The organism is Tenacibaculum pacificus, from assembly GCF_027941775.1.
In the GTDB taxonomy this organism is placed as follows: Bacteria; Bacteroidota; Bacteroidia; order Flavobacteriales; family Flavobacteriaceae; genus Polaribacter; species Polaribacter pacificus_A.
The window spans coordinates 2,511,848-2,530,550 of sequence record NZ_CP115917.1 but is presented as its reverse complement, the minus strand read 5'-3'; the positions used below and the strand labels follow the sequence as shown (position 1 = coordinate 2,530,550).

The 18,703-nt window shown below is 30.9% G+C and carries 16 protein-coding genes and 2 pseudogenes; 12 read left to right on the top strand and 6 right to left on the bottom strand.

Translation table 11 applies throughout. The annotated features are described in order from the left end of the window. Positions 1-12 precede the first annotated feature (12 nt). From nrfD to PG913_RS11485, 11 genes and pseudogenes are all read left to right on the top strand, one after another. Positions 13-1,413, top strand: coding sequence for an NrfD/PsrC family molybdoenzyme membrane anchor subunit (nrfD, locus tag PG913_RS11535; protein WP_271230836.1), 1,401 nt, complete (start codon positions 13-15; stop codon positions 1,411-1,413). Next, a pseudogene (locus tag PG913_RS11530) lies at positions 1,403-1,931 on the top strand (DUF3341 domain-containing protein). The gene nrfD and the pseudogene PG913_RS11530 overlap by 11 nt, the downstream one beginning before the upstream one ends. Before the next feature lie 9 nt (positions 1,932-1,940). Beyond that, positions 1,941-2,489: a c-type cytochrome gene (locus PG913_RS11525; RefSeq protein WP_271230835.1), complete on the top strand. Its 549-nt coding sequence runs from the start codon at positions 1,941-1,943 to the stop codon at positions 2,487-2,489. Between the two features lie 22 nt (positions 2,490-2,511). Beyond that, positions 2,512-4,083, top strand: a complete 1,572-nt coding sequence (locus PG913_RS11520; RefSeq protein WP_271230834.1) for a quinol:cytochrome C oxidoreductase — start codon at positions 2,512-2,514, stop codon at positions 4,081-4,083. Positions 4,084-4,107: 24 nt separating this feature from the next. Then, positions 4,108-5,115: a cytochrome c oxidase subunit II gene (locus tag PG913_RS11515; protein WP_271230833.1), complete on the top strand. Its 1,008-nt coding sequence runs from the start codon at positions 4,108-4,110 to the stop codon at positions 5,113-5,115. Positions 5,116-5,142: 27 nt separating this feature from the next. Further along, complete coding sequence (locus PG913_RS11510) at positions 5,143-6,912, top strand: cytochrome c oxidase subunit I (RefSeq protein WP_271230832.1); 1,770 nt, start codon at positions 5,143-5,145, stop codon at positions 6,910-6,912. 148 nt (positions 6,913-7,060) lie between these two features. Then, a pseudogene (ruvB, locus tag PG913_RS11505) lies at positions 7,061-8,080 on the top strand (Holliday junction branch migration DNA helicase RuvB); the annotation flags it as partial. Positions 8,081-8,083: 3 nt separating this feature from the next. Next, positions 8,084-9,814 carry a SulP family inorganic anion transporter gene (locus PG913_RS11500; RefSeq protein WP_271232174.1) on the top strand — a complete coding sequence of 577 codons (1,731 nt, stop codon included), beginning with the start codon at positions 8,084-8,086 and terminating at the stop codon, positions 9,812-9,814. 8 nt (positions 9,815-9,822) lie between these two features. After that, positions 9,823-11,229 (top strand): MBL fold metallo-hydrolase, encoded by a 1,407-nt coding sequence (locus PG913_RS11495; protein WP_271230831.1) that lies wholly within the window; start codon positions 9,823-9,825, stop codon positions 11,227-11,229. A gap of 7 nt (positions 11,230-11,236) precedes the next feature. After that, a complete protein-coding gene (locus PG913_RS11490; protein ID WP_271230830.1) occupies positions 11,237-11,611 on the top strand; it encodes a rhodanese-like domain-containing protein in 375 nt (124 codons plus the stop codon). Positions 11,612-11,618: 7 nt separating this feature from the next. Further along, positions 11,619-11,882 (top strand): heavy-metal-associated domain-containing protein, encoded by a 264-nt coding sequence (locus tag PG913_RS11485; RefSeq protein WP_271230829.1) that lies wholly within the window; start codon positions 11,619-11,621, stop codon positions 11,880-11,882. A gap of 57 nt (positions 11,883-11,939) precedes the next feature. On the opposite strand, the gene PG913_RS11480 is transcribed toward PG913_RS11485, so the two are convergent. From PG913_RS11480 to PG913_RS11455, 6 genes are all read right to left on the bottom strand, one after another. Next, positions 11,940-14,315, bottom strand: coding sequence for a TonB-dependent receptor (locus PG913_RS11480; protein ID WP_271230828.1), 2,376 nt, complete (start codon positions 14,313-14,315; stop codon positions 11,940-11,942). Positions 14,316-14,674: 359 nt separating this feature from the next. Then, complete coding sequence (gene arfB, locus PG913_RS11475; protein ID WP_271230827.1) at positions 14,675-15,079, bottom strand: alternative ribosome rescue aminoacyl-tRNA hydrolase ArfB; 405 nt, start codon at positions 15,077-15,079, stop codon at positions 14,675-14,677. Position 15,080: 1 nt separating this feature from the next. Next, positions 15,081-15,734: an ATP-binding protein gene (locus tag PG913_RS11470; RefSeq protein ID WP_271230826.1), complete on the bottom strand. Its 654-nt coding sequence runs from the start codon at positions 15,732-15,734 to the stop codon at positions 15,081-15,083. Next, positions 15,695-16,327: a nicotinamide riboside transporter PnuC gene (gene pnuC, locus PG913_RS11465; RefSeq protein ID WP_271230825.1), complete on the bottom strand. Its 633-nt coding sequence runs from the start codon at positions 16,325-16,327 to the stop codon at positions 15,695-15,697. Before pnuC ends, PG913_RS11470 begins: the two co-directional genes overlap by 40 nt. Further along, a complete protein-coding gene (locus PG913_RS11460; protein ID WP_271230824.1) occupies positions 16,311-16,571 on the bottom strand; it encodes a hypothetical protein in 261 nt (86 codons plus the stop codon). The genes pnuC and PG913_RS11460 overlap by 17 nt, the downstream gene beginning before the upstream one ends. 94 nt (positions 16,572-16,665) lie before the next feature. Continuing rightward, positions 16,666-17,292 (bottom strand): 4'-phosphopantetheinyl transferase family protein, encoded by a 627-nt coding sequence (locus PG913_RS11455; protein WP_271230823.1) that lies wholly within the window; start codon positions 17,290-17,292, stop codon positions 16,666-16,668. Positions 17,293-17,355: 63 nt separating this feature from the next. Between PG913_RS11455 and ahcY the strand changes: the two genes are divergently transcribed. After that, entirely contained in the window at positions 17,356-18,672 is a 1,317-nt protein-coding gene (gene ahcY / locus PG913_RS11450) for an adenosylhomocysteinase (RefSeq protein ID WP_271230822.1), read from the top strand. Positions 18,673-18,703: the final 31 nt, after the last annotated feature.

Sequence of the window (18,703 nt, the reverse complement as noted above, 5' to 3'; positions counted from 1 at the left end):
GTATATAGATTTATGTCGTCTCATTACGAATCATCTTATAGAGAACCTTTAGTGTTAGGTAACAAAAGTTACCATGATATCACTGAAGACATTGCAAAGCCCATAGAAGGTAAAGCAAATCAAAATTGGTATATCGCATTTTTTATCTCCTTAGCAGCAATGTTATGGGGGTTTGGGTGTATTTTCTACACAGTCGGTACAGGTATCGGTGTGTGGGGATTAAGTAAAAACATTGGTTGGGCATGGGATATTACCAACTTCGTATGGTGGGTAGGTATTGGTCACGCAGGAACTTTAATTTCGGCAGTACTATTATTATTCCGTCAGAAATGGAGAATGGCAATTAACCGTTCGGCAGAAGCAATGACAATTTTTGCTGTATTCCAAGCAGGTTTATTCCCTATTATTCACATGGGACGTCCATGGAATGGATACTGGGTATTACCAATGCCAAATCAATTCGGATCATTATGGGTTAACTTTAACTCACCATTATTATGGGATGTATTCGCAATTTCAACATATTTATCTGTATCATTAGTTTTCTGGTGGACAGGTTTATTACCAGATTTTGCAATGATTCGTGATAGAGCAGTAAAGCCTTTTCAAAAGAAAATATATGCTTTATTATCTTTCGGATGGTCAGGTAGAGCTAAAGATTGGCAACGTTTTGAAGAAGTATCATTAGTGTTAGCAGGTTTAGCTACACCATTAGTACTTTCAGTACATACAATTGTATCAATGGATTTTGCTACTTCTATTAACCCAGGATGGCATTCAACAATATTTCCTCCTTATTTCGTAGCTGGAGCAATCTTTTCAGGATTTGCAATGGTACAAACCTTATTAGGTATTATGCGTAAGGTTACAAATATGGAAGCATATATTACACGTTTACACGTAGAATATATGAATATTGTAATCCTTTTAACAGGTGGTATTGTAGCTGTAGCTTATGCAACAGAATTCTTTATTGCATGGTATACAGGATCACCTTATGAAAACTATACTTATTTATCATTTGGAGCAGAAGCAGGAGCATATGGATGGGCATTTTGGTCATTGTTAATATGTAATATTATTTTACCTCAATTATTATGGATTAAGAAATTAAGAAGAAGTTTTATATTTTCTTTCATTATTTCTATCATTATTAATATCGGTATGTGGTTTGAGCGTTTCGACATTATTGCAATTGTATTAAGTAAAGGACACTTACCATCAACATGGTGGCGTTTTGAACCAACATTTGTAGATGTGGGTATTTTTGTAGGAACTATTGGTTTTTTCTTTGTATTATTCTTATTATATGCAAGAACTTTCCCAGTAATTGCACAAGCAGAAGTTAAGACTATCTTGAAGTCTTCAGGAGAGAATTTTAAAAAATTAAGAGATAAGAACAATGAGCACTAGTAAAGTAATTCACGCATTTTATAATGATGATGATATCTTAATGGATGCCGTTAAGAAAATCAAAGGAGAACATCACCACATTGAAGAAGTATTTTGTCCATTTCCAGTTCAATGGGTTAGACAAAGCATTAGGATTAGCACCTACACGTTTAGCTATTACTGCATTCTTTTACGGAATTACAGGTTTGTGCTTTGCTATTTGGATGACTAATTATATGATGATTCAAGATTGGCCACAAGATATTGGAGGAAAACCAAACTTTAGTTGGTTTTCTAATATGCCAGCATTTGTACCAATTATGTTTGAATTAACAGTCTTTTTTGCAGCCCATTTAATGGTTATTACTTTTTATATGAGAAGTAGAATATGGCCATTTAAAGAAGCAGAGAATCCAGATCCAAGAACAACAGATGACCATTTTTTAATGGAAATTCCTGTAAATGGAAACGAGGAGGAGTTAAAAGCTTTGTTAGAAACAACAGGAGCTGTAGAAATTAACATAGTAGAAAAGCACTAATAAAGAGATATGAAAAGTTTTTTTAAAATAATCGTTGCTTTAGTTGTTATAACAAGTGTTATTTCATGTGGAGATAAACGTACACCACAACTACAATATATGCCTGATATGTATGTGTCTATTCCTTATGATGCGAATGGTGCAGATGGTTTAAATGGTAAAATGGTAGACAGGTTACCTGTTGCAGGTACAGTAAGTAGAAAAGGTATTGTAGCTTATGATATTCCGAATACAAATGAAGGATATGAAAAAGCGAAAGCAACTTTAAAAAATCCTTTAGCGACTACTGAAAAAAATTTAGCAAAAGGTAAAGAGTTATACGGAATTTACTGTGCTACTTGTCACGGAAAAAAAGGTGATGGTAATGGAGTTTTATCTCAAAGAGATAAATTTAACGGTATACCAAACTATAAAGAAAGAGACTTAAATCCAGGAAATATTTATCATGTTATTATGTATGGTAAAAATTTAATGGGATCTCATGCAGGACAATTACAATACAATGAGCGTTGGCAAATTGTACAGTATGTAGAGAAATTAAGAAGCGAATTAAAATAACTCTATAATAGATAGTTAAGATATGTACCAGTTTACAGGAAAATTAAAAATACTTGCTATTGCTCTTATGATTTTAGGAGCGTTAGGTACTGCCATTAGTTTTATGTCGGCACCTAAAACGTTAACAGAGGCAAAAGCGATTTTAGAAAAACAACATGGTGCTCATCATGATGAACATGCTACGGATGATACTCATGCAGTAGCAACACCTCATGTTGAAGAAGCACATACTGAAGTTGAAAAACATTCAGAAAAAAGAACCGAATCACATACTGCTGATACTACAGCAATAGAAACTGAAGCGGTAAAAGAAGTACACTCAGAAGAAGCAATAACTGCTCACGCTGTAGATAATGCACATGCAGAAGAAGTAACCGAAAAACATGTTGAAGCTACAGTAGCACATACTGATACTACTGAAGCTCATGCCGAAAATCATGATGCTCACGCAGAACATGCTTTTCATCAAATGCAAAATCGCCCTTGGGCAGCATTTTTTGTCGCTTTAATGTTCTTTTTAGGAATGACATTATTAGTGTTAGCTTTTTATGCAATTCAAAGAGTAGCACAAGCAGGTTGGTCTGTTGTATTATTTAGAGTAATGGAAGCTATTACAGCAAATTTACACTATGTAAGTGTTATCATGTTATTATTTTTAATAGCAACAGCGATGCACATGAATCACTTATTTCCTTGGATGAATGAGGGAGTTTTTGATACGCAACACGCAAATTATGATGCTGTTATCGATGGAAAAAAATGGTTTTTAAATACGCCAGGATGGTTAATTAGAAGTATCTTTTATTTAACAGTTTGGAATGTATATCGTTTTATCATTAGAAAAGGTTCTATAAAACAAGAAAATGGAGATTTAAAATTACACATGAGAAATTACAATATTTCTGTAGTTTTCTTATTCCTTTTCCTTGTAACAGAATCTATGATGTCTTGGGATTGGATTATGGGAATTGACCCACACTGGTTCTCTACATTATTTGGATGGTATGTATTAGCAACTTTCTTAGTATCTGCATTAACAGTAATTGCTTTTGTAACAATTTACTTAAGAGCTAAAGGTCTTTTACCATTTGTAAATGATAGTCATATTCATGATTTAGCAAAGTATATGTTTGGTTTCTCTGTATTTTGGACTTACTTATGGTTTGCTCAATTTATGTTAATTTGGTATGCTGATATTCCTGAAGAAACAACTTATTATTTATTACGTTTTAATGAATATAAAGTACCATTTTTAGCAATGGTAGTTATGAACTTTATTTTCCCTATACTTTTATTATTAAATAGTGATTTTAAAAGCATACCTTGGTTTGTAACAATAGGAGGAGTTGTAATATTAGCTGGTCATTATTTAGATTTATTCGTAATGATTATGCCAGGAACAGTTGGTGCTCAATATGGATTTGGTATTGGAGAAATAAGCGGAATTTTATTCTTCTTAGGATTATTTATTTATGCTACATTTAGTGCGTTTGCAAAAGCAAATCCATTAGCAAAAGGAAATCCATTCTTACACGAAAGTGAAACACACCATTACTATAATATCGAACACAGAGGAGAAGATAGTAATCATTAATAATTAACAAATAGTTTAGATAATATGCTCGCTTTATTTTATATTTTCATAGCAATTGCAATAGGAGTTAGTTTCTGGCAAATTACACGTATCATGAATCTTCGTTCTGTAATAGCTACAGACAAAGACAACGAAACACAAGGTAAATTAGCTATAGGATTTTTAGTTTTTTTCTATGCAATGATGGTTTACTGTTTAGTAGCCATGAATGTAATTATGTTACCTGAATCGGCTTCTATAGAAGGAGAACATGATGATAACTTATTTAACATTACATTTTGGTTAATCGGTGTTGTTCAGTTTGCAATGCAATTTTTAATTTTCTTTTTCACTTACAAGTATAGAGGTAAAAAAGGTAAAAAGGCATTGTTTTATGCTGATAGTCATACTTTAGAATTAATATGGACTGTTATCCCTGCGGTAACAATTGTAATATTAATTGGATATGGTTTATGGGCTTGGAATAACATTATGTATGTTGGTGATGACGAAAACCCAATTGTAATTGAAGTATATTCAAGACAATTTGACTGGCAAGCACGTTATGCAGGAGCAGATAATGAATTAGGTTTAGGAAACGTAAACTTTATTAAAGGTATTAACTCAATGGGAGTTGATATGTCTGATCCTAAAGCACAAGATGATAAGAAAGTTACTGAAATGGTTTTACCAAAGGGTAAAAAAGTTTTATTTAAGTTTCGTTCACAAGATGTATTACACTCTGCTTACGTACCTCACTTTAGAGCGCAAATGAATTGTGTACCAGGTATGATTACTCAATTTGCTTTTACACCAAAGTTTACTACGGATGAAATGCGTTTAAGTTCTGAAGTAATAGAAAAAACAGCTGGAATTAACAAAATTAGAAAAGTAAAAGGTGAAGACCCTTACGAATTTAATTATTTATTGTTATGTAATAAAATTTGTGGTGCATCTCATTACAATATGCAAATGAAAATCACTGTTGTTGAACAAGCAGAATATGACAAGTGGTTATCAGAACAAAAAACGTTAGCGCAAGTTATTAAATAAGATATTTTTTAAAAGTATATATAGATTATGTCAGATCATCATCACAAAGAAACATTTGTAACTAAATACATCTTTAGTCAAGATCATAAAATGATCTCGAAACAATTTCTTGTTACGGGTATATTTATGGGAATTATAGGAGGTTTTATGTCTATGTTATTTCGTTTACAAATAGCATGGCCAGAAACATCTTTTTCAATAATAGAAGCATTTTTAGGAAATCATCAAACCGATGGAATTATGGATCCTGATATGTACTTAGCATTGGTAACAATACATGGTACAATAATGGTGTTTTTTGTATTAACTGCTGCTTTAAGTGGTACTTTCTCAAACTTATTAATCCCATTACAAATTGGAGCTCGTGATATGGCTTCTGGTTTCTTAAATATGGTTTCATACTGGTTGTTTTTCTTATCATCAGTAGTAATGATTATATCATTATTTGTTGAAGCAGGACCAGCATCAGCAGGATGGACAATTTATCCTCCATTATCTGCATTGCCACAAGCAATTCCAGGTTCAGGTACAGGTATGACTTTATGGTTAGTGTCTATGGCAATATTTGTTGCTTCTTCATTAATCGGATCGTTAAACTACATCGTAACTATTTTAAATTTACGTACAAAAGGAATGAAAATGACAAGATTGCCACTAACAATGTGGGCTTTCTTTATCACAGCGATTATTGGTGTTGTTTCATTTCCTGTATTATTATCTGCAGCTTTATTATTAATTTTTGATAGAAGTTTCGGAACATCATTTTTCTTATCAGATATTTTTATCTCTGGAGAAGTATTACATTATCAAGGAGGATCACCAGTATTATTTGAACACTTATTCTGGTTCTTAGGTCACCCTGAAGTATATATTATTTTATTACCAGCTTTAGGATTAACATCTGAAGTAATTTCAACAAATGCTCGTAAGCCAATTTTTGGATATCGTGCAATGATTGGATCTATTATGGCAATTGCATTTTTATCTACAATTGTTTGGGGGCACCACATGTTTATCTCAGGAATGAATCCATTCTTAGGATCTGTGTTTACTTTTACAACAGTATTAATTGCAATTCCATCGGCAGTAAAAGCATTTAATTATGTAACAACGCTTTGGAAAGGTAACTTACAATTAAATCCTGCAATGTTATTTTCTATCGGATTAGTTTCGACATTCGTAACAGGAGGTTTAACAGGATTAGTTTTAGGAGATTCTGCTTTAGATATTAACGTACATGATACTTATTTCGTAGTAGCTCACTTTCACTTAGTGATGGGAGTATCTGCTTTATTAGGAATGTTTGCTGGTGTGTATCACTGGTTCCCTAAAATGTATGGTAGAATGATGAACAAAACATTAGGTTACTGGCACTTTTGGTTAACAATAATTTCTGCTTACGGAGTATTTTTCCCGATGCACTTTGTTGGATTAGCTGGTTTACCTCGTCGTTATTATACAAACTCAAACTTTCCAATGTTTGATGATTTAGTTGAAATTAACGTATTTATGACATTAATGGCATTCTTAGGAGGAGCTGCTCAGTTATTATTCTTAGCAAACTTCTTTATCTCAATGTACAGAGGTCAAAAAGCAACTATGAATCCTTGGAAATCGAATACTTTAGAATGGACTACTCCAGTAGAACACATTCACGGAAACTGGCCAGGTGCTATTCCTGAAGTTCACAGATGGGCTTATGATTATAGTAAAACAGATGAAAATGGTGAGTACTTACACGGTCAAGATTACGTGTTACAAACTACTCCATTATTAGAAGGCGAAGAACCTTCATAATATATAAATTATTAAAAAAAGCCTTCCAATTTTGGAAGGCTTTTTTGTTTTATATCTTTCTTACTTATATGTATCTTAGCATTGATAATACCACTACGTAACAATTATTACAAACCAAATAGTATATTTCAAGTATATTTGTGACTATATGAATGAAAACTTAAACCCTGAAAACACAAATCTATCAAATGATGATTTGGATGTAGAAAAAAAATTACGTCCACTTTCTTTTGATGATTTTGCAGGTCAAGATCAAGCAATTGATAATTTAAAAATATTTGTTGAAGCAGCTAATCAACGAGACGAAGCATTAGATCATACCTTATTTAATGGACCTCCAGGATTAGGAAAAACCACCTTGGCTCATATTTTAGCCAATGAATTAGATGTAGGAATAAAAGTAACATCAGGTCCTGTTTTAGATAAACCAGGAGATTTAGCAGGATTATTAACAAATCTTGATGAACGTGATGTATTATTTATTGATGAAATCCATCGATTAAGTCCAATTGTTGAAGAATATTTATACTCAGCAATGGAAGACTATAAAATCGATATAATGATTGAGTCAGGACCAAATGCACGTACTGTTCAAATCCATTTAGAACCATTTACTTTAGTTGGTGCAACAACTCGTTCAGGATTATTAACTGCTCCGATGAGAGCTCGTTTTGGTATCAGTAGTCGATTACAATATTATTCAACAGAATTATTAACTACCATTATTGAAAGAAGTGCTTATATTTTAGGAGTGCCAATTTCTATGGAAGCGGCAATTGAAATAGCAGGTAGAAGTAGAGGAACACCTCGTATTGCAAATGCCTTATTACGAAGAGTTAGAGATTTTGCTCAAATAAAAGGTAACGGAAGTATTACTATTGAAATTGCTGTTTTTGCATTAAAAGCTTTACATGTCGATGCCAATGGTTTGGATGAAATGGATAATAAAATTTTAGCAACTATTATTGATAAATTCAAAGGAGGACCAGTAGGACTTAGTACAATTGCAACAGCTGTTAGCGAAAACACCGAAACTATTGAAGAAGTATATGAGCCTTTTTTAATACAACAAGGTTTCATAATGCGTACACCAAGAGGAAGAGAGGTTACAGATTTAGCATATAAACATTTAGGAAGAATAAGAGAAACAACACAAGGCGGGCTTTTTAAAATGAAATTACTAAAGAAACTCATACCCATATTAGCGTGGTTACCCAACTACAAAAAAACAGCATTAAAAGCTGATATTCTAGCTGGGATAACCGTAGCAACCGTGCTAATTCCTCAAGGAATTGCCTATGCATTAATTGCAGGATTGCCACCTATTTATGGATTATATGCCGCTTTAGTACCTCAATTAATATATGTAATTTTCGGAACTTCTCGTCAAGTAGCAATTGGTCCTGTGGCAATGGATTCGTTAATTGTTGCAACTGGTATTTCTACATTAGCTTTAATAGGTTCTGAAAATTATATTGCTATCGCAATTTTATTAGCATTGATGGTTGGTAGTATGCAACTTTTAATGGGGCTTTTTCGTTTAGGATTTGTCGTTAATTTTTTATCAAGACCTGTAATTATAGGTTTTACATCCGCGGTAGCGATGATTATTGGCTTAAATCAATTTAGAAATTTGCTTGGTGTAGATTTTTTACAAAGCGATCAAGTACACATTTTATTAGAAGATATTTTTTTAAAAATTTCTTATCTTAATATTAATACTTCTATAATAGGAATTTTAGCTTGTATTATAATTGTTCTTTTTAGAAAGATAAATAAAAAAATACCAAATGCTTTAATTGTTGTAGTATTAGGAATTATAGTGCTTCGCTTTTTTGAAAACTTTCTTACCGATGTTGCGATAGTAAAAGATATTCCTTCAGGTTTACCTAAATTCAATATTCCTATTATAGATATTGTTTTAATAAAACAATTATTTCCTATTGCAGCAACATTAGTAATGGTTGGATATTTAGAGATTATATCAATAGGAAAAACTCTTGAAGCAAAACAAGATGAATATAGAATAAGTGCAAATCAAGAATTAGTAGCCTTAGGATTAAGTAATATTGTTGGTTCATTATTTCAATCATATCCAACTACATCAAGTTTTTCTCGTTCAGCAATAAACGAAGAAGCAGGAGGTAAAACAGGAGTTTCTGCAATTGTATCAGCATTAATAGTAATACTTACGTTACTTTTTTTTACACCTGTATTTTATTATTTACCAAAAACAATATTAGCTGCAATTATTATTGTAGCGGTATTTAATTTAATCGATATAAAAGAAGCAAAAAGACTTTGGAAGGCTAATCATTTAGATTTTTGGCTATTAATAGCAACCTTTTTTTCGACCATATTTTTAGGAATAGAACCAGGAATATTAACAGGTGTTCTTTTATCTTTAGTTGTATTGATTTATAGAACATCCAGACCTTACGTAGCACAATTAGGAAGAGTACCAAATTCTGATTTTTATCGAAATAAAAATAGATTTGAAGAAGTAATTATAGATCCAGAAATATTAATATTTCGTTTTGATGCACAGTTATTTTATGCAAATTGTAATTATTTCCGTGAAAAATTAGACGATATGACCGAAGAAAAAGGAATTTCATTAAAACTAATTATATTAGATGCCGAAAGTATTAATCGAGTTGATAGTACAGGAATTGAAATGTTAAAAGAACGTATTCGCTATTATCATAAACGAAATATTTCCTTTTATTTTGCTGGAGTAAAAGGACCTGTAAGAGATGATTTTTTTAGAGGAGGTATATTAGAAGAAGTTGGTTTAGAACATTTTTTTATGCGTGCCAATGGTGCAGTACATTTTTTTCAAACAGGAAATAACGAAAACCAAAAAAAATACGCACAATATATACATCAAGCGTATAAATAATTAACATTATGAATATAACACAAATTTATACAGGTTGTTTGGCACAAGGTGCTTATTATATTGAAAGTGAAGGAGAAGTAGCAATTATTGATCCATTACGTGAAGTGGAATCATATATTCAAAAGGCAAAAAAAGATAACGGAAATATTAAGTATATTTTCGAAACTCATTTTCATGCAGATTTTGTAAGCGGACATGTAACTTTAGCCGAAAAAATAGGTGCAACTATTGTCTATGGACCTACTGCTCAAACAAATTATAAATCTCATATAGCTACAGATGGTGAGGTTTTTAAAGTCGGAAATGTTACTATTACAGCATTGCACACGCCAGGGCATACTATGGAAAGCACTTCTTATTTATTAAAAGATAAAAATGGAAAAAATCATGCTATTTTTAGTGGAGATACCTTATTTTTAGGGGATGTTGGAAGACCCGATTTAGCACAAAAAGGAAATCTTACTCAAGATGATTTAGCAGGCTTTTTATACGATAGTTTACGTACTAAAATTATGACCTTAGAGGATGATGTAATAGTTTATCCAGCACATGGAGCAGGATCTGCTTGTGGAAAAAATCTAAGTAAAGAAACTATTGGGTCTATTGGCGATCAAAAAAAAACTAACTATGCATTGCGCTTGGATATGACAAAAAAAGAATTTATAAAAGAAGTAACTGATGGGTTATTGCCTCCGCCAGCTTATTTTCCTTTAAATGTAAAAATGAATAAGGAAGGCTATAAATCTATAGATGATGTTATCAAAAATGGAGCAATAAGTTTATCAATAGCTGATTTTGAAAAAACAGCAAATGATACAGGAGCTATAATTTTAGATGTCCGTCATCAATTAGACTTTGTAAAAGGATTCATACCACAATCAATTTTTATTGGTTTAGGAGGTACATTTGCTCCTTGGGTAGGTACTTTAATTAAAGATGTAACTCAACCAATTTTATTAATAACACCTATTGGCGAAGAAGAAACTGCTATTACACGTTTATCTCGTGTTGGTTTTGATAATGTTTTAGGGTATTTAGAAGGAGGTTTTGATACTTGGAAAACATCAGGTAAAGAAATTGATACTTTAGAATCTGTTACTGCGGATGATTTAGAAGATGTAATAAAACAGAAAGCAAAAGTTTTTGATGTACGTAAACCAGGAGAATATAGCAAAGAACATGTTATTGATGTGCCAAGTACACCTTTAGATTTTTTAAATGATCATATTGATGAATTTCCAAAAACAGAAGATTTTTATCTGTATTGTGGAGGAGGATATCGCTCGGTAATTGCTTCATCAATATTAAAGGCTAGAGGATATCATAACGTAATAGATGTTGCAGGAGGTTTTGCAGCAATAAGAAAAACAACAATTGCTAAAACTGTAGCAGTTTGTCCATCAACTTTAAAATAATTAAATAATGAAAAAGAGCTTTTTATTTATCGTATTAATTTTTACACTTATTACTTCATGTAAATCACAAACTGAAGAAGTTCAAAATATTTCTGTTAATGATTTAGAGGTTATTCTTAAAAAGAATAAAAATATTCAACTATTAGATGTACGAACTCCTGGAGAATGTTCAAAAGGTACAATTGAAAATGCTTTAGAAATTAATGTAAAATCAGCTGATTTTGAAAATTTAGCTTTAAGTAAGTTAGATAAATCTAAGCCAGTTTATGTTTATTGTAAATCTGGAGGTAGAAGTAAAACAGCTTCAGAAATTTTATTAAAAAAAGGTTTTCAACCTTATAATGTTTTAGGAGGTTATACGGCTTGGAGCGGAAAAAATTAACGAGAATATGCAAGAAATATATATAGAAAATTTAAAATGTGGTGGTTGTGCAAACACAATTATCAACGGATTAACAGCTATTAAAGGAGTTGAAGAAGTAAAGGTTGATGTAGAAAAATCATTAATTACTTTAAATACAACCGAAGCTATTTTACCTTTAGTAAAAGAAAAATTAGCTAAACTAGGTTATCCAGAAGTTGGAAGTGAAAATACAGTATTGCACAAAGCAAAATCCTTTGTAAGTTGTGCTGTAGGAAAAATTAATAAATAAAAAAATCCCAAGTTTTAAACTTGGGATTTTTATTTATCTAAAAAAGAAAATTAGTTATTAAAATTTAAAAGTAACACCAGCTAAAAAGTTAATAGTAGCTTGTGGATAATATCCTTGCGCTTCTGTTGTTGTTCCAGGAGTAGACCAATCATCTAAATAAATATAACCTCTATCTACATATTCTTTATCAAAAACATTGTTTACTATACCTGTAAATACAATAGATTTAAATATTGAATTTGTTTTTAATTCATACATTATATTAAAATCACTTGTAAAGTAGCTATCTAATTTAGATGCTTCAGTATCTGTATTACTTAAATACTGTTCACCAACAAATTTAGATAAAAATGCAACTTGAAAGTTTTCAAATGGTTGATATACAAATGCATTACCAGCCACAATATTTGGTGAATTTGCAATTGTTGTATTTCCTAAGTCTTGTAAGTTATCATCTCTATTTATAAAAAAGTCTACATTTTTATTTTGACTTACCGAAACATTTTGACGAATAGAAAATTTATCATTTACACGAATATCAGCATCCATTTCTAAACCTAATCTATAACTATTACCGCTAGCATTACGTAAAGCATCACCAGTATCATCAATTTCACCAGTTAAAACTAACTGATTTTTATAATCCATAAAATAAATATTGGTGTTTAATTTAACAGTTTTGTTATTTAAACGCCATCCTAATTCGTAATCATTTAAGCTTTCGTGAGTATCTACACCACCTTTAAAATCACCTCTATTTGGCTCTCTATTAGCTCTTGCATATGAAGCGTAAAAGCTATTTTCATTATTTAACTTATAAGTTAAACCTAATTTCGGATTAAAGAAATTAAAAGTTTTATCAACATTTAAAGGTTTTCTTTTAGATGTTAAACCGTTTGTTTTATAAGTAACAAATCTTCCTTGTACATCAACAAATGCTTTTAAATCATCAGAAATATTAACAGTTGTTTTAGAGAAAATATTAAAATCATTTTTAGTTGATTTTCCTTCGTAATAACGGTCTCTAATATTTGCATCATCGGCAAATTCTTTAGACCAAATGACTTCTCCAAAATGATCATTTTCATAATGACTATAAGAACCTCCTGTAATAATTTCTAAACCATCATTTTTATAAGTAGCATTAACGTTAGCAACATAAAAATCATTGTCTAACCAACGACGAACAATAACATCGGTTGCAGGAGTACCATACCAATCTGTTGCTGTAGCTTTTACAATTCCATTGTATTTAGAAACATCACTTTCTCCTTTAAATTGTTCAAAATAACCTTCTCCTTTTGTGTAGTTTAAACTAACATTAGTTGCCCAGTTTTTATTTAATTTTTCGTTCCAATGTAATTGATAATGATTTTGGTTGTAGTTATCAACTTCGTTATCGTAAGTATAAGGATTTTGACGACGATTTTCTTTTAATTCATCAGCAGATAAACCGTACCAAGCTTGGTAAGTTTCTTCTTGTCCACCAAAAGCAACAGCTTTAATTAAAGTATTTTCATCAGTATAACTTCCTTGTAAAAAGTACGATTTTAAATCAGTAGAAGCTCTATCAACATATCCATCAGAATAAATATTAGATAAACGACCAGCAAATTCAAAATGCTCATTAACTTTTCCAGTAGTAAATTTTACGGTATGTTTTCTTGTTCCGAATGAACCAAAAGAGTTTGAAATTTCTCCACCAGCTTCTTCAGCAGTTGCATCAGTTAAAATATTTAAACTTGCACCAAATGCACCAGCACCGTTTGTTGAAGTTCCAACACCACGTTGTAATTGTAAACTTTGAGTTGATGAAGCAAAATCACCTAAGTTAACCCAAAATGTACCTTGACTTTCGGCATCGTTATAAGGAATACCGTTTATGGTAACGTTAACTCTTGTTGCATCCGAACCACGAACGCTCATGTAAGTATATCCAACTCCAGCTCCAGCATCCGAAGATGAAACAACGTTAGGTACGTAATTTAATAAAACAGGAATATCTTGTCCTAAATTACGTTTTTCAATTTGTTTTTTTGATAAATTAGAATGCGCAATAGGAGCATCCGATTTTACACGAATAGCATCAACTAAAACTTCATCTAATACATTTTTATCACCAGATAATTGAAAAGTAATAGTTTTGTTTTCTGATACTTCAATATTTTGAACTACTTTATTAAATCCAACATAAGAAGCTTCAATTGTATAAGTTCCTTTTGATAATTGAAGTTTAAAATTACCTTCAAAATCAGAAGCAGTACCTTTTTTTAATTCTTTAATCGTAATAGTAGCACCTACTAAAGGTTCTTGATTATTATTAACTACGTTACCAGATAAAATAAAATTTTGTGCATTTGCATTTAAGGTTGCAAATAATACCATTAAAAAAGCTACTATCTTCACTTGTTTAATAAAAGAAATCGTTTTCATTTTTTAAATAAAATCGAATAAAAAGAGGTAATTATTCTTTGTTTTTTTGAATAAAATTTTTAGAATTACAAAGTGCTTTAATAAAGAAAAAACTTCATTAATTTATAAACAGTTTTAACTATTTATAAATTACTTTGCAATAACAGTGTATTTCCCTAAACAGCATTACCTGTTCTAGGTTCATTGGGTGTGATCTCAGCCGATATTTGGCACCCCTTTACGAGAACGGCGCAAATGTATGATACATTTTTAGAATACCGATTAAAGAATTAAGAATTTTACAACGTTTAATTGATAAATTAGTAACATTAAGAAGTTAGATGTAGTCTATTTATCTAGATTTTTTAATCTAGATAAGATTAATCTAAATTAGGTTTTTTTCGAAGTGATTTTTTTAAAGCTTGACGCTTTTTGTTTACCGATTTTTTAAGTACAGAATTTCTACTTGGTTTGGTTATACGTCTAATTTTTGGTCTTTTTAAACCTTCTTTAATGATAAATAAAAAACGCTTAATAGCTAATTCTTTATTTCTGTGTTGCGACCGAGTTTCATCAGAAAAAAGAATTAAAACTTGTTCTTTGGTTAATCGAGAAGCTAATTTTTTTAAAAGTATTTCTTTTTGATTTTCTGATAATTCATTAGATTTAGAGACATCAAAAGTCAATTCAATTTTAGAAGATACTTTATTTACACGTTGTCCGCCAGCACCAGAACTTCTTGTTGCTTTAAAATTTAATTCTTTAATAAGTTCTGGTATATTCATTTTATAGCGTGTAGTCGTTTACATTAATGTTTTTAAGCATTGATTGAATATCATCCTGACTTAATGTTTTAGAAAAAGAATACAAATTTTCCTTTTTAGAAAGTAGTATATCAATTATTTCAACAGCTTTTTTAAGACGAGTTTCTTTATCTCCTTTTAATAAAACATACGGACGCTTGTATTTTATCAATGTATTTTCAAAAGCTTTAAACATTTCTAAACGTTCGCCAGGTTTATCACGTAAATCATCGGCTTCCCAAGGAGTATCAATATACGTTAAAAAATAAATGTCGTAAGAATTTTCAATAGCAGCTTTGTCTAAATTGCTATCAACAAAACCACCGTAATATTCTTCTGAATATACTTTTGTTTCTAGTAAATCGGTATCGCAAATTAATACTTTATCTGCTTTTTTAGCTAAATCGTTTTCTAACTTAATTTGACCTTCAGCAATAGGAATAATATCTTTTTGTTCGCAAATTTTGCGTTCATTATTCCATTTATCTTGTAAATATTTACGTGCAAATTCTGGAGCCCAAACAGTATTATAATATCGAGCTAATTGCCCAGAAAGAGTTGTTTTTCCAGTTGATTCAGGACCAAATAAAACAACCTTTACAAGATTGCTTTTTTGTTGTTTAAGGTTTTTTTCCATGCTAAATAACCGCTAACGGCAATAAAGGTAAATATTAAATATTGAAAAGAGGTAAATGTAAATCCTTTATAAAGATAAAGCGGTACAGAAATAATATCGCCAATAATCCAATAAATCCAATTTTCAATTTTTCGTTTTGCCATCAGCCACATTCCGACAAAGAAAATTGCTGTTGTAAAGGTATCGACATAAGCAGTCCAACTATTCCATTTATCAAAATAAGAATATACAGCGTACACAAAAATCAATGTTGCTATAAATATAAAAACACTGGTTTTCTTTTCTTTTGATGTTGTTCTCGAAATAGGAGTAACATTTGTATCGTCAACATTTCTAGTCCAAATATACCAACCGTAAACACTCATTATAAAGTAATATGCGTTAATCATCATATCACCTAATAATTGCCATTTTAAAAGTAAATACACAAAAATAAGGGTGCTAACCATACCTGTAGGAAACACCCAAATTTTATTTTTTTTGGAATACCAAACAGATAAAAACCCGAAAATAACGGCAATAATTTCTAACCAAATATCTAAAGTATCGTAGGTAGCGTATTGGCTAAAAAGATAATTAAAAACTTGGTTCATACTTACTACGGTCAGATTTTACAATTTTCAATAAAATTATTCCACTGTCTATTAATTCGAAAGAATTTTTAATTTCAGATGTTAACAATTTCATTACAGCATCATAATCTCCATAAACTTGGGTGCTTAATGGATTTTCAAGAATTGTTAATCCTGATGCTCTTAATTTTTTTATAAAGTCGATAATTGGCGCTTCAAATTCATTTTGAAGTGGTGTTAGAGTAAGTTCTACTGATATTTTCATAAAATAAGTTTCAAAAAATAAAAATGAACTGCAAAGTTACAACGTTTGCAGGTGTCATTTTCTGAGAAGATAATTTTTTTAAGGATGTATTTTTTTATTGTGCATAGACACACGTAAACCCTTCGGTTTCTAAAAAGTGGATTTTATATTCATCAGTAACACCTTCGTATAAAATTTTCCCTAAAGTTTTATTGGTTTCAAAAGAGAAATCATCAATATAAATGTTGTTTAAAAATAGTAGTTTTTTCTTACCATATATTTTATATAAACTTTCTTTAGCTCCCCAAACAATGGTTAATTTACTAATTAAAGCATCATGATTTGCTATTGATTTATATTGTTCAATAGGCGTAAATTTATGGGCGATTTTTAAAATTTTATCACGTTGTTTTTCAATATCGATTCCAACAGGTTTATCATCAGAAATAATAATAGCGGAAAAAGTAAAGGAATGTGTTATCGAAATAAATTTTCCATCTTTTAAATGAGGCTTTCCAAATTCATCATAAATTAAGTCATCATCAGTATAATTAACTTCTTTTAATAACTGTCGAACGCTTAAAAAACCTTTACGATGTAAGTCAGATTTCATACTGCCAAGGCGATCAGTACTTCGTTTGTTAAGTGTAATATTTTCAGATAATTCATCAAAAGATTCTTCAATCTTCCAAATCAATACTTTAGTGGTTTGGTTTACTGTTATTGTTTTGTGAACAGGCATAAGTTAGAAAGTTATTTCGTAATTTTGCTATATAAAAATTTAGATACATAAATATACATAAATATGAGCACAAAAACCGCTGCATACGTTCCTTTTAAAGTAAAAGATATTTCTTTAGCTGATTGGGGAAGAAAAGAAATTAGATTGGCAGAAGCTGAAATGCCAGGATTAATGAGTTTACGTGAAGAATATAAAAACGAACAACCATTAAAAGGCGCAAGAATTGCAGGGTGTTTACACATGACAATTCAAACTGCGGTTTTAATTGAAACTTTACAAGCTTTAGGTGCTGAGGTAACTTGGAGTTCTTGTAATATTTTTTCTACACAAGACCAAGCTGCTGCTGCAATTGCTGCTGCAGGAACACCTGTGTATGCTTGGAAAGATATGACAGAAGAAGAATTTGACTGGTGTATCGAACAAACATTATTTTTTGGAGAAGATAAAAAACCATTAAACTTAATTTTAGATGATGGTGGAGATTTAACAAACATGGTTTTAGATCGTTACCCAGAATTAGCTGCTGGAATTAACGGATTATCTGAAGAAACTACTACAGGAGTTCACCGTTTATACGATAGAGTAAAAGCAGGAACTTTACCAATGCCAGCAATTAACGTAAACGATTCTGTAACAAAATCTAAATTTGATAACAAATACGGATGTAAAGAATCTGCAGTTGATGCAATTCGTCGTGCAACTGATATTATGTTAGCAGGAAAACGTGTAACTGTTTGTGGTTATGGTGATGTAGGTAAAGGTACAGCCGCTTCTTTTAAAGGTGCTGGTTCTATTGTTACTGTTACTGAAATCGATCCTATTTGTGCGTTACAAGCGGCAATGGACGGTTTTGAAGTTAAGCGTTTAGAAACTGTTGTTGGTAATTCTGATATCATTATTACAACTACTGGAAACAAAGATATTATTCAAGGTCGTCATTTTGAGGCTATGAAAGATAAAGTTATTGTATGTAACATCGGTCACTTCGATAACGAAATTGACATGGCTTGGTTAAATGCAAACCACGGAAATACAAAAGATACTATCAAACCTCAGGTTGATAAATACAATATTGCAGGAAACGATATTATTTTATTAGCAGAAGGACGTTTAGTAAACTTAGGATGTGCAACAGGTCACCCAAGTTTTGTAATGAGTAATTCATTTACAAACCAAACTTTAGCACAAATCGAACTTTGGACAAACAGAGCTGCTTACGAGAATGAAGTTTATATGTTACCAAAGCATTTAGATGAAAAAGTAGCAAACTTACACTTAGCTAAAATAGGCGTAGAGCTTACTGAATTACGTGAAGACCAAGCATCATATATTGGTGTAACTGTTCAAGGTCCATTTAAGCCAGAGCATTACAGATACTAATAAACTGAATATCTAAATTTAATTTAGATTT

What these genes read in the sequence shown, in the direction of transcription:
- nrfD (WP_271230836.1), top strand. Translation starts at nt 13, where the DNA reads ATGTCGTCTCATTACGAATCATCTTATAGAGAACCTTTAGTGTTAGGT.
- PG913_RS11525 (WP_271230835.1), top strand. Translation starts at nt 1,941, where the DNA reads ATGAAAAGTTTTTTTAAAATAATCGTTGCTTTAGTTGTTATAACAAGT.
- PG913_RS11520 (WP_271230834.1), top strand. Translation starts at nt 2,512, where the DNA reads ATGTACCAGTTTACAGGAAAATTAAAAATACTTGCTATTGCTCTTATG.
- PG913_RS11515 (WP_271230833.1), top strand. Translation starts at nt 4,108, where the DNA reads ATGCTCGCTTTATTTTATATTTTCATAGCAATTGCAATAGGAGTTAGT.
- PG913_RS11510 (WP_271230832.1), top strand. Translation starts at nt 5,143, where the DNA reads ATGTCAGATCATCATCACAAAGAAACATTTGTAACTAAATACATCTTT.
- PG913_RS11500 (WP_271232174.1), top strand. Translation starts at nt 8,084, where the DNA reads ATGAAATTACTAAAGAAACTCATACCCATATTAGCGTGGTTACCCAAC.
- PG913_RS11495 (WP_271230831.1), top strand. Translation starts at nt 9,823, where the DNA reads ATGAATATAACACAAATTTATACAGGTTGTTTGGCACAAGGTGCTTAT.
- PG913_RS11490 (WP_271230830.1), top strand. Translation starts at nt 11,237, where the DNA reads ATGAAAAAGAGCTTTTTATTTATCGTATTAATTTTTACACTTATTACT.
- PG913_RS11485 (WP_271230829.1), top strand. Translation starts at nt 11,619, where the DNA reads ATGCAAGAAATATATATAGAAAATTTAAAATGTGGTGGTTGTGCAAAC.
- PG913_RS11480 (WP_271230828.1), bottom strand. Translation starts at nt 14,315, where the DNA reads ATGAAAACGATTTCTTTTATTAAACAAGTGAAGATAGTAGCTTTTTTA.
- arfB (WP_271230827.1), bottom strand. Translation starts at nt 15,079, where the DNA reads ATGAATATACCAGAACTTATTAAAGAATTAAATTTTAAAGCAACAAGA.
- PG913_RS11470 (WP_271230826.1), bottom strand. Translation starts at nt 15,734, where the DNA reads ATGGAAAAAAACCTTAAACAACAAAAAAGCAATCTTGTAAAGGTTGTT.
- pnuC (WP_271230825.1), bottom strand. Translation starts at nt 16,327, where the DNA reads ATGAACCAAGTTTTTAATTATCTTTTTAGCCAATACGCTACCTACGAT.
- PG913_RS11460 (WP_271230824.1), bottom strand. Translation starts at nt 16,571, where the DNA reads ATGAAAATATCAGTAGAACTTACTCTAACACCACTTCAAAATGAATTT.
- PG913_RS11455 (WP_271230823.1), bottom strand. Translation starts at nt 17,292, where the DNA reads ATGCCTGTTCACAAAACAATAACAGTAAACCAAACCACTAAAGTATTG.
- ahcY (WP_271230822.1), top strand. Translation starts at nt 17,356, where the DNA reads ATGAGCACAAAAACCGCTGCATACGTTCCTTTTAAAGTAAAAGATATT.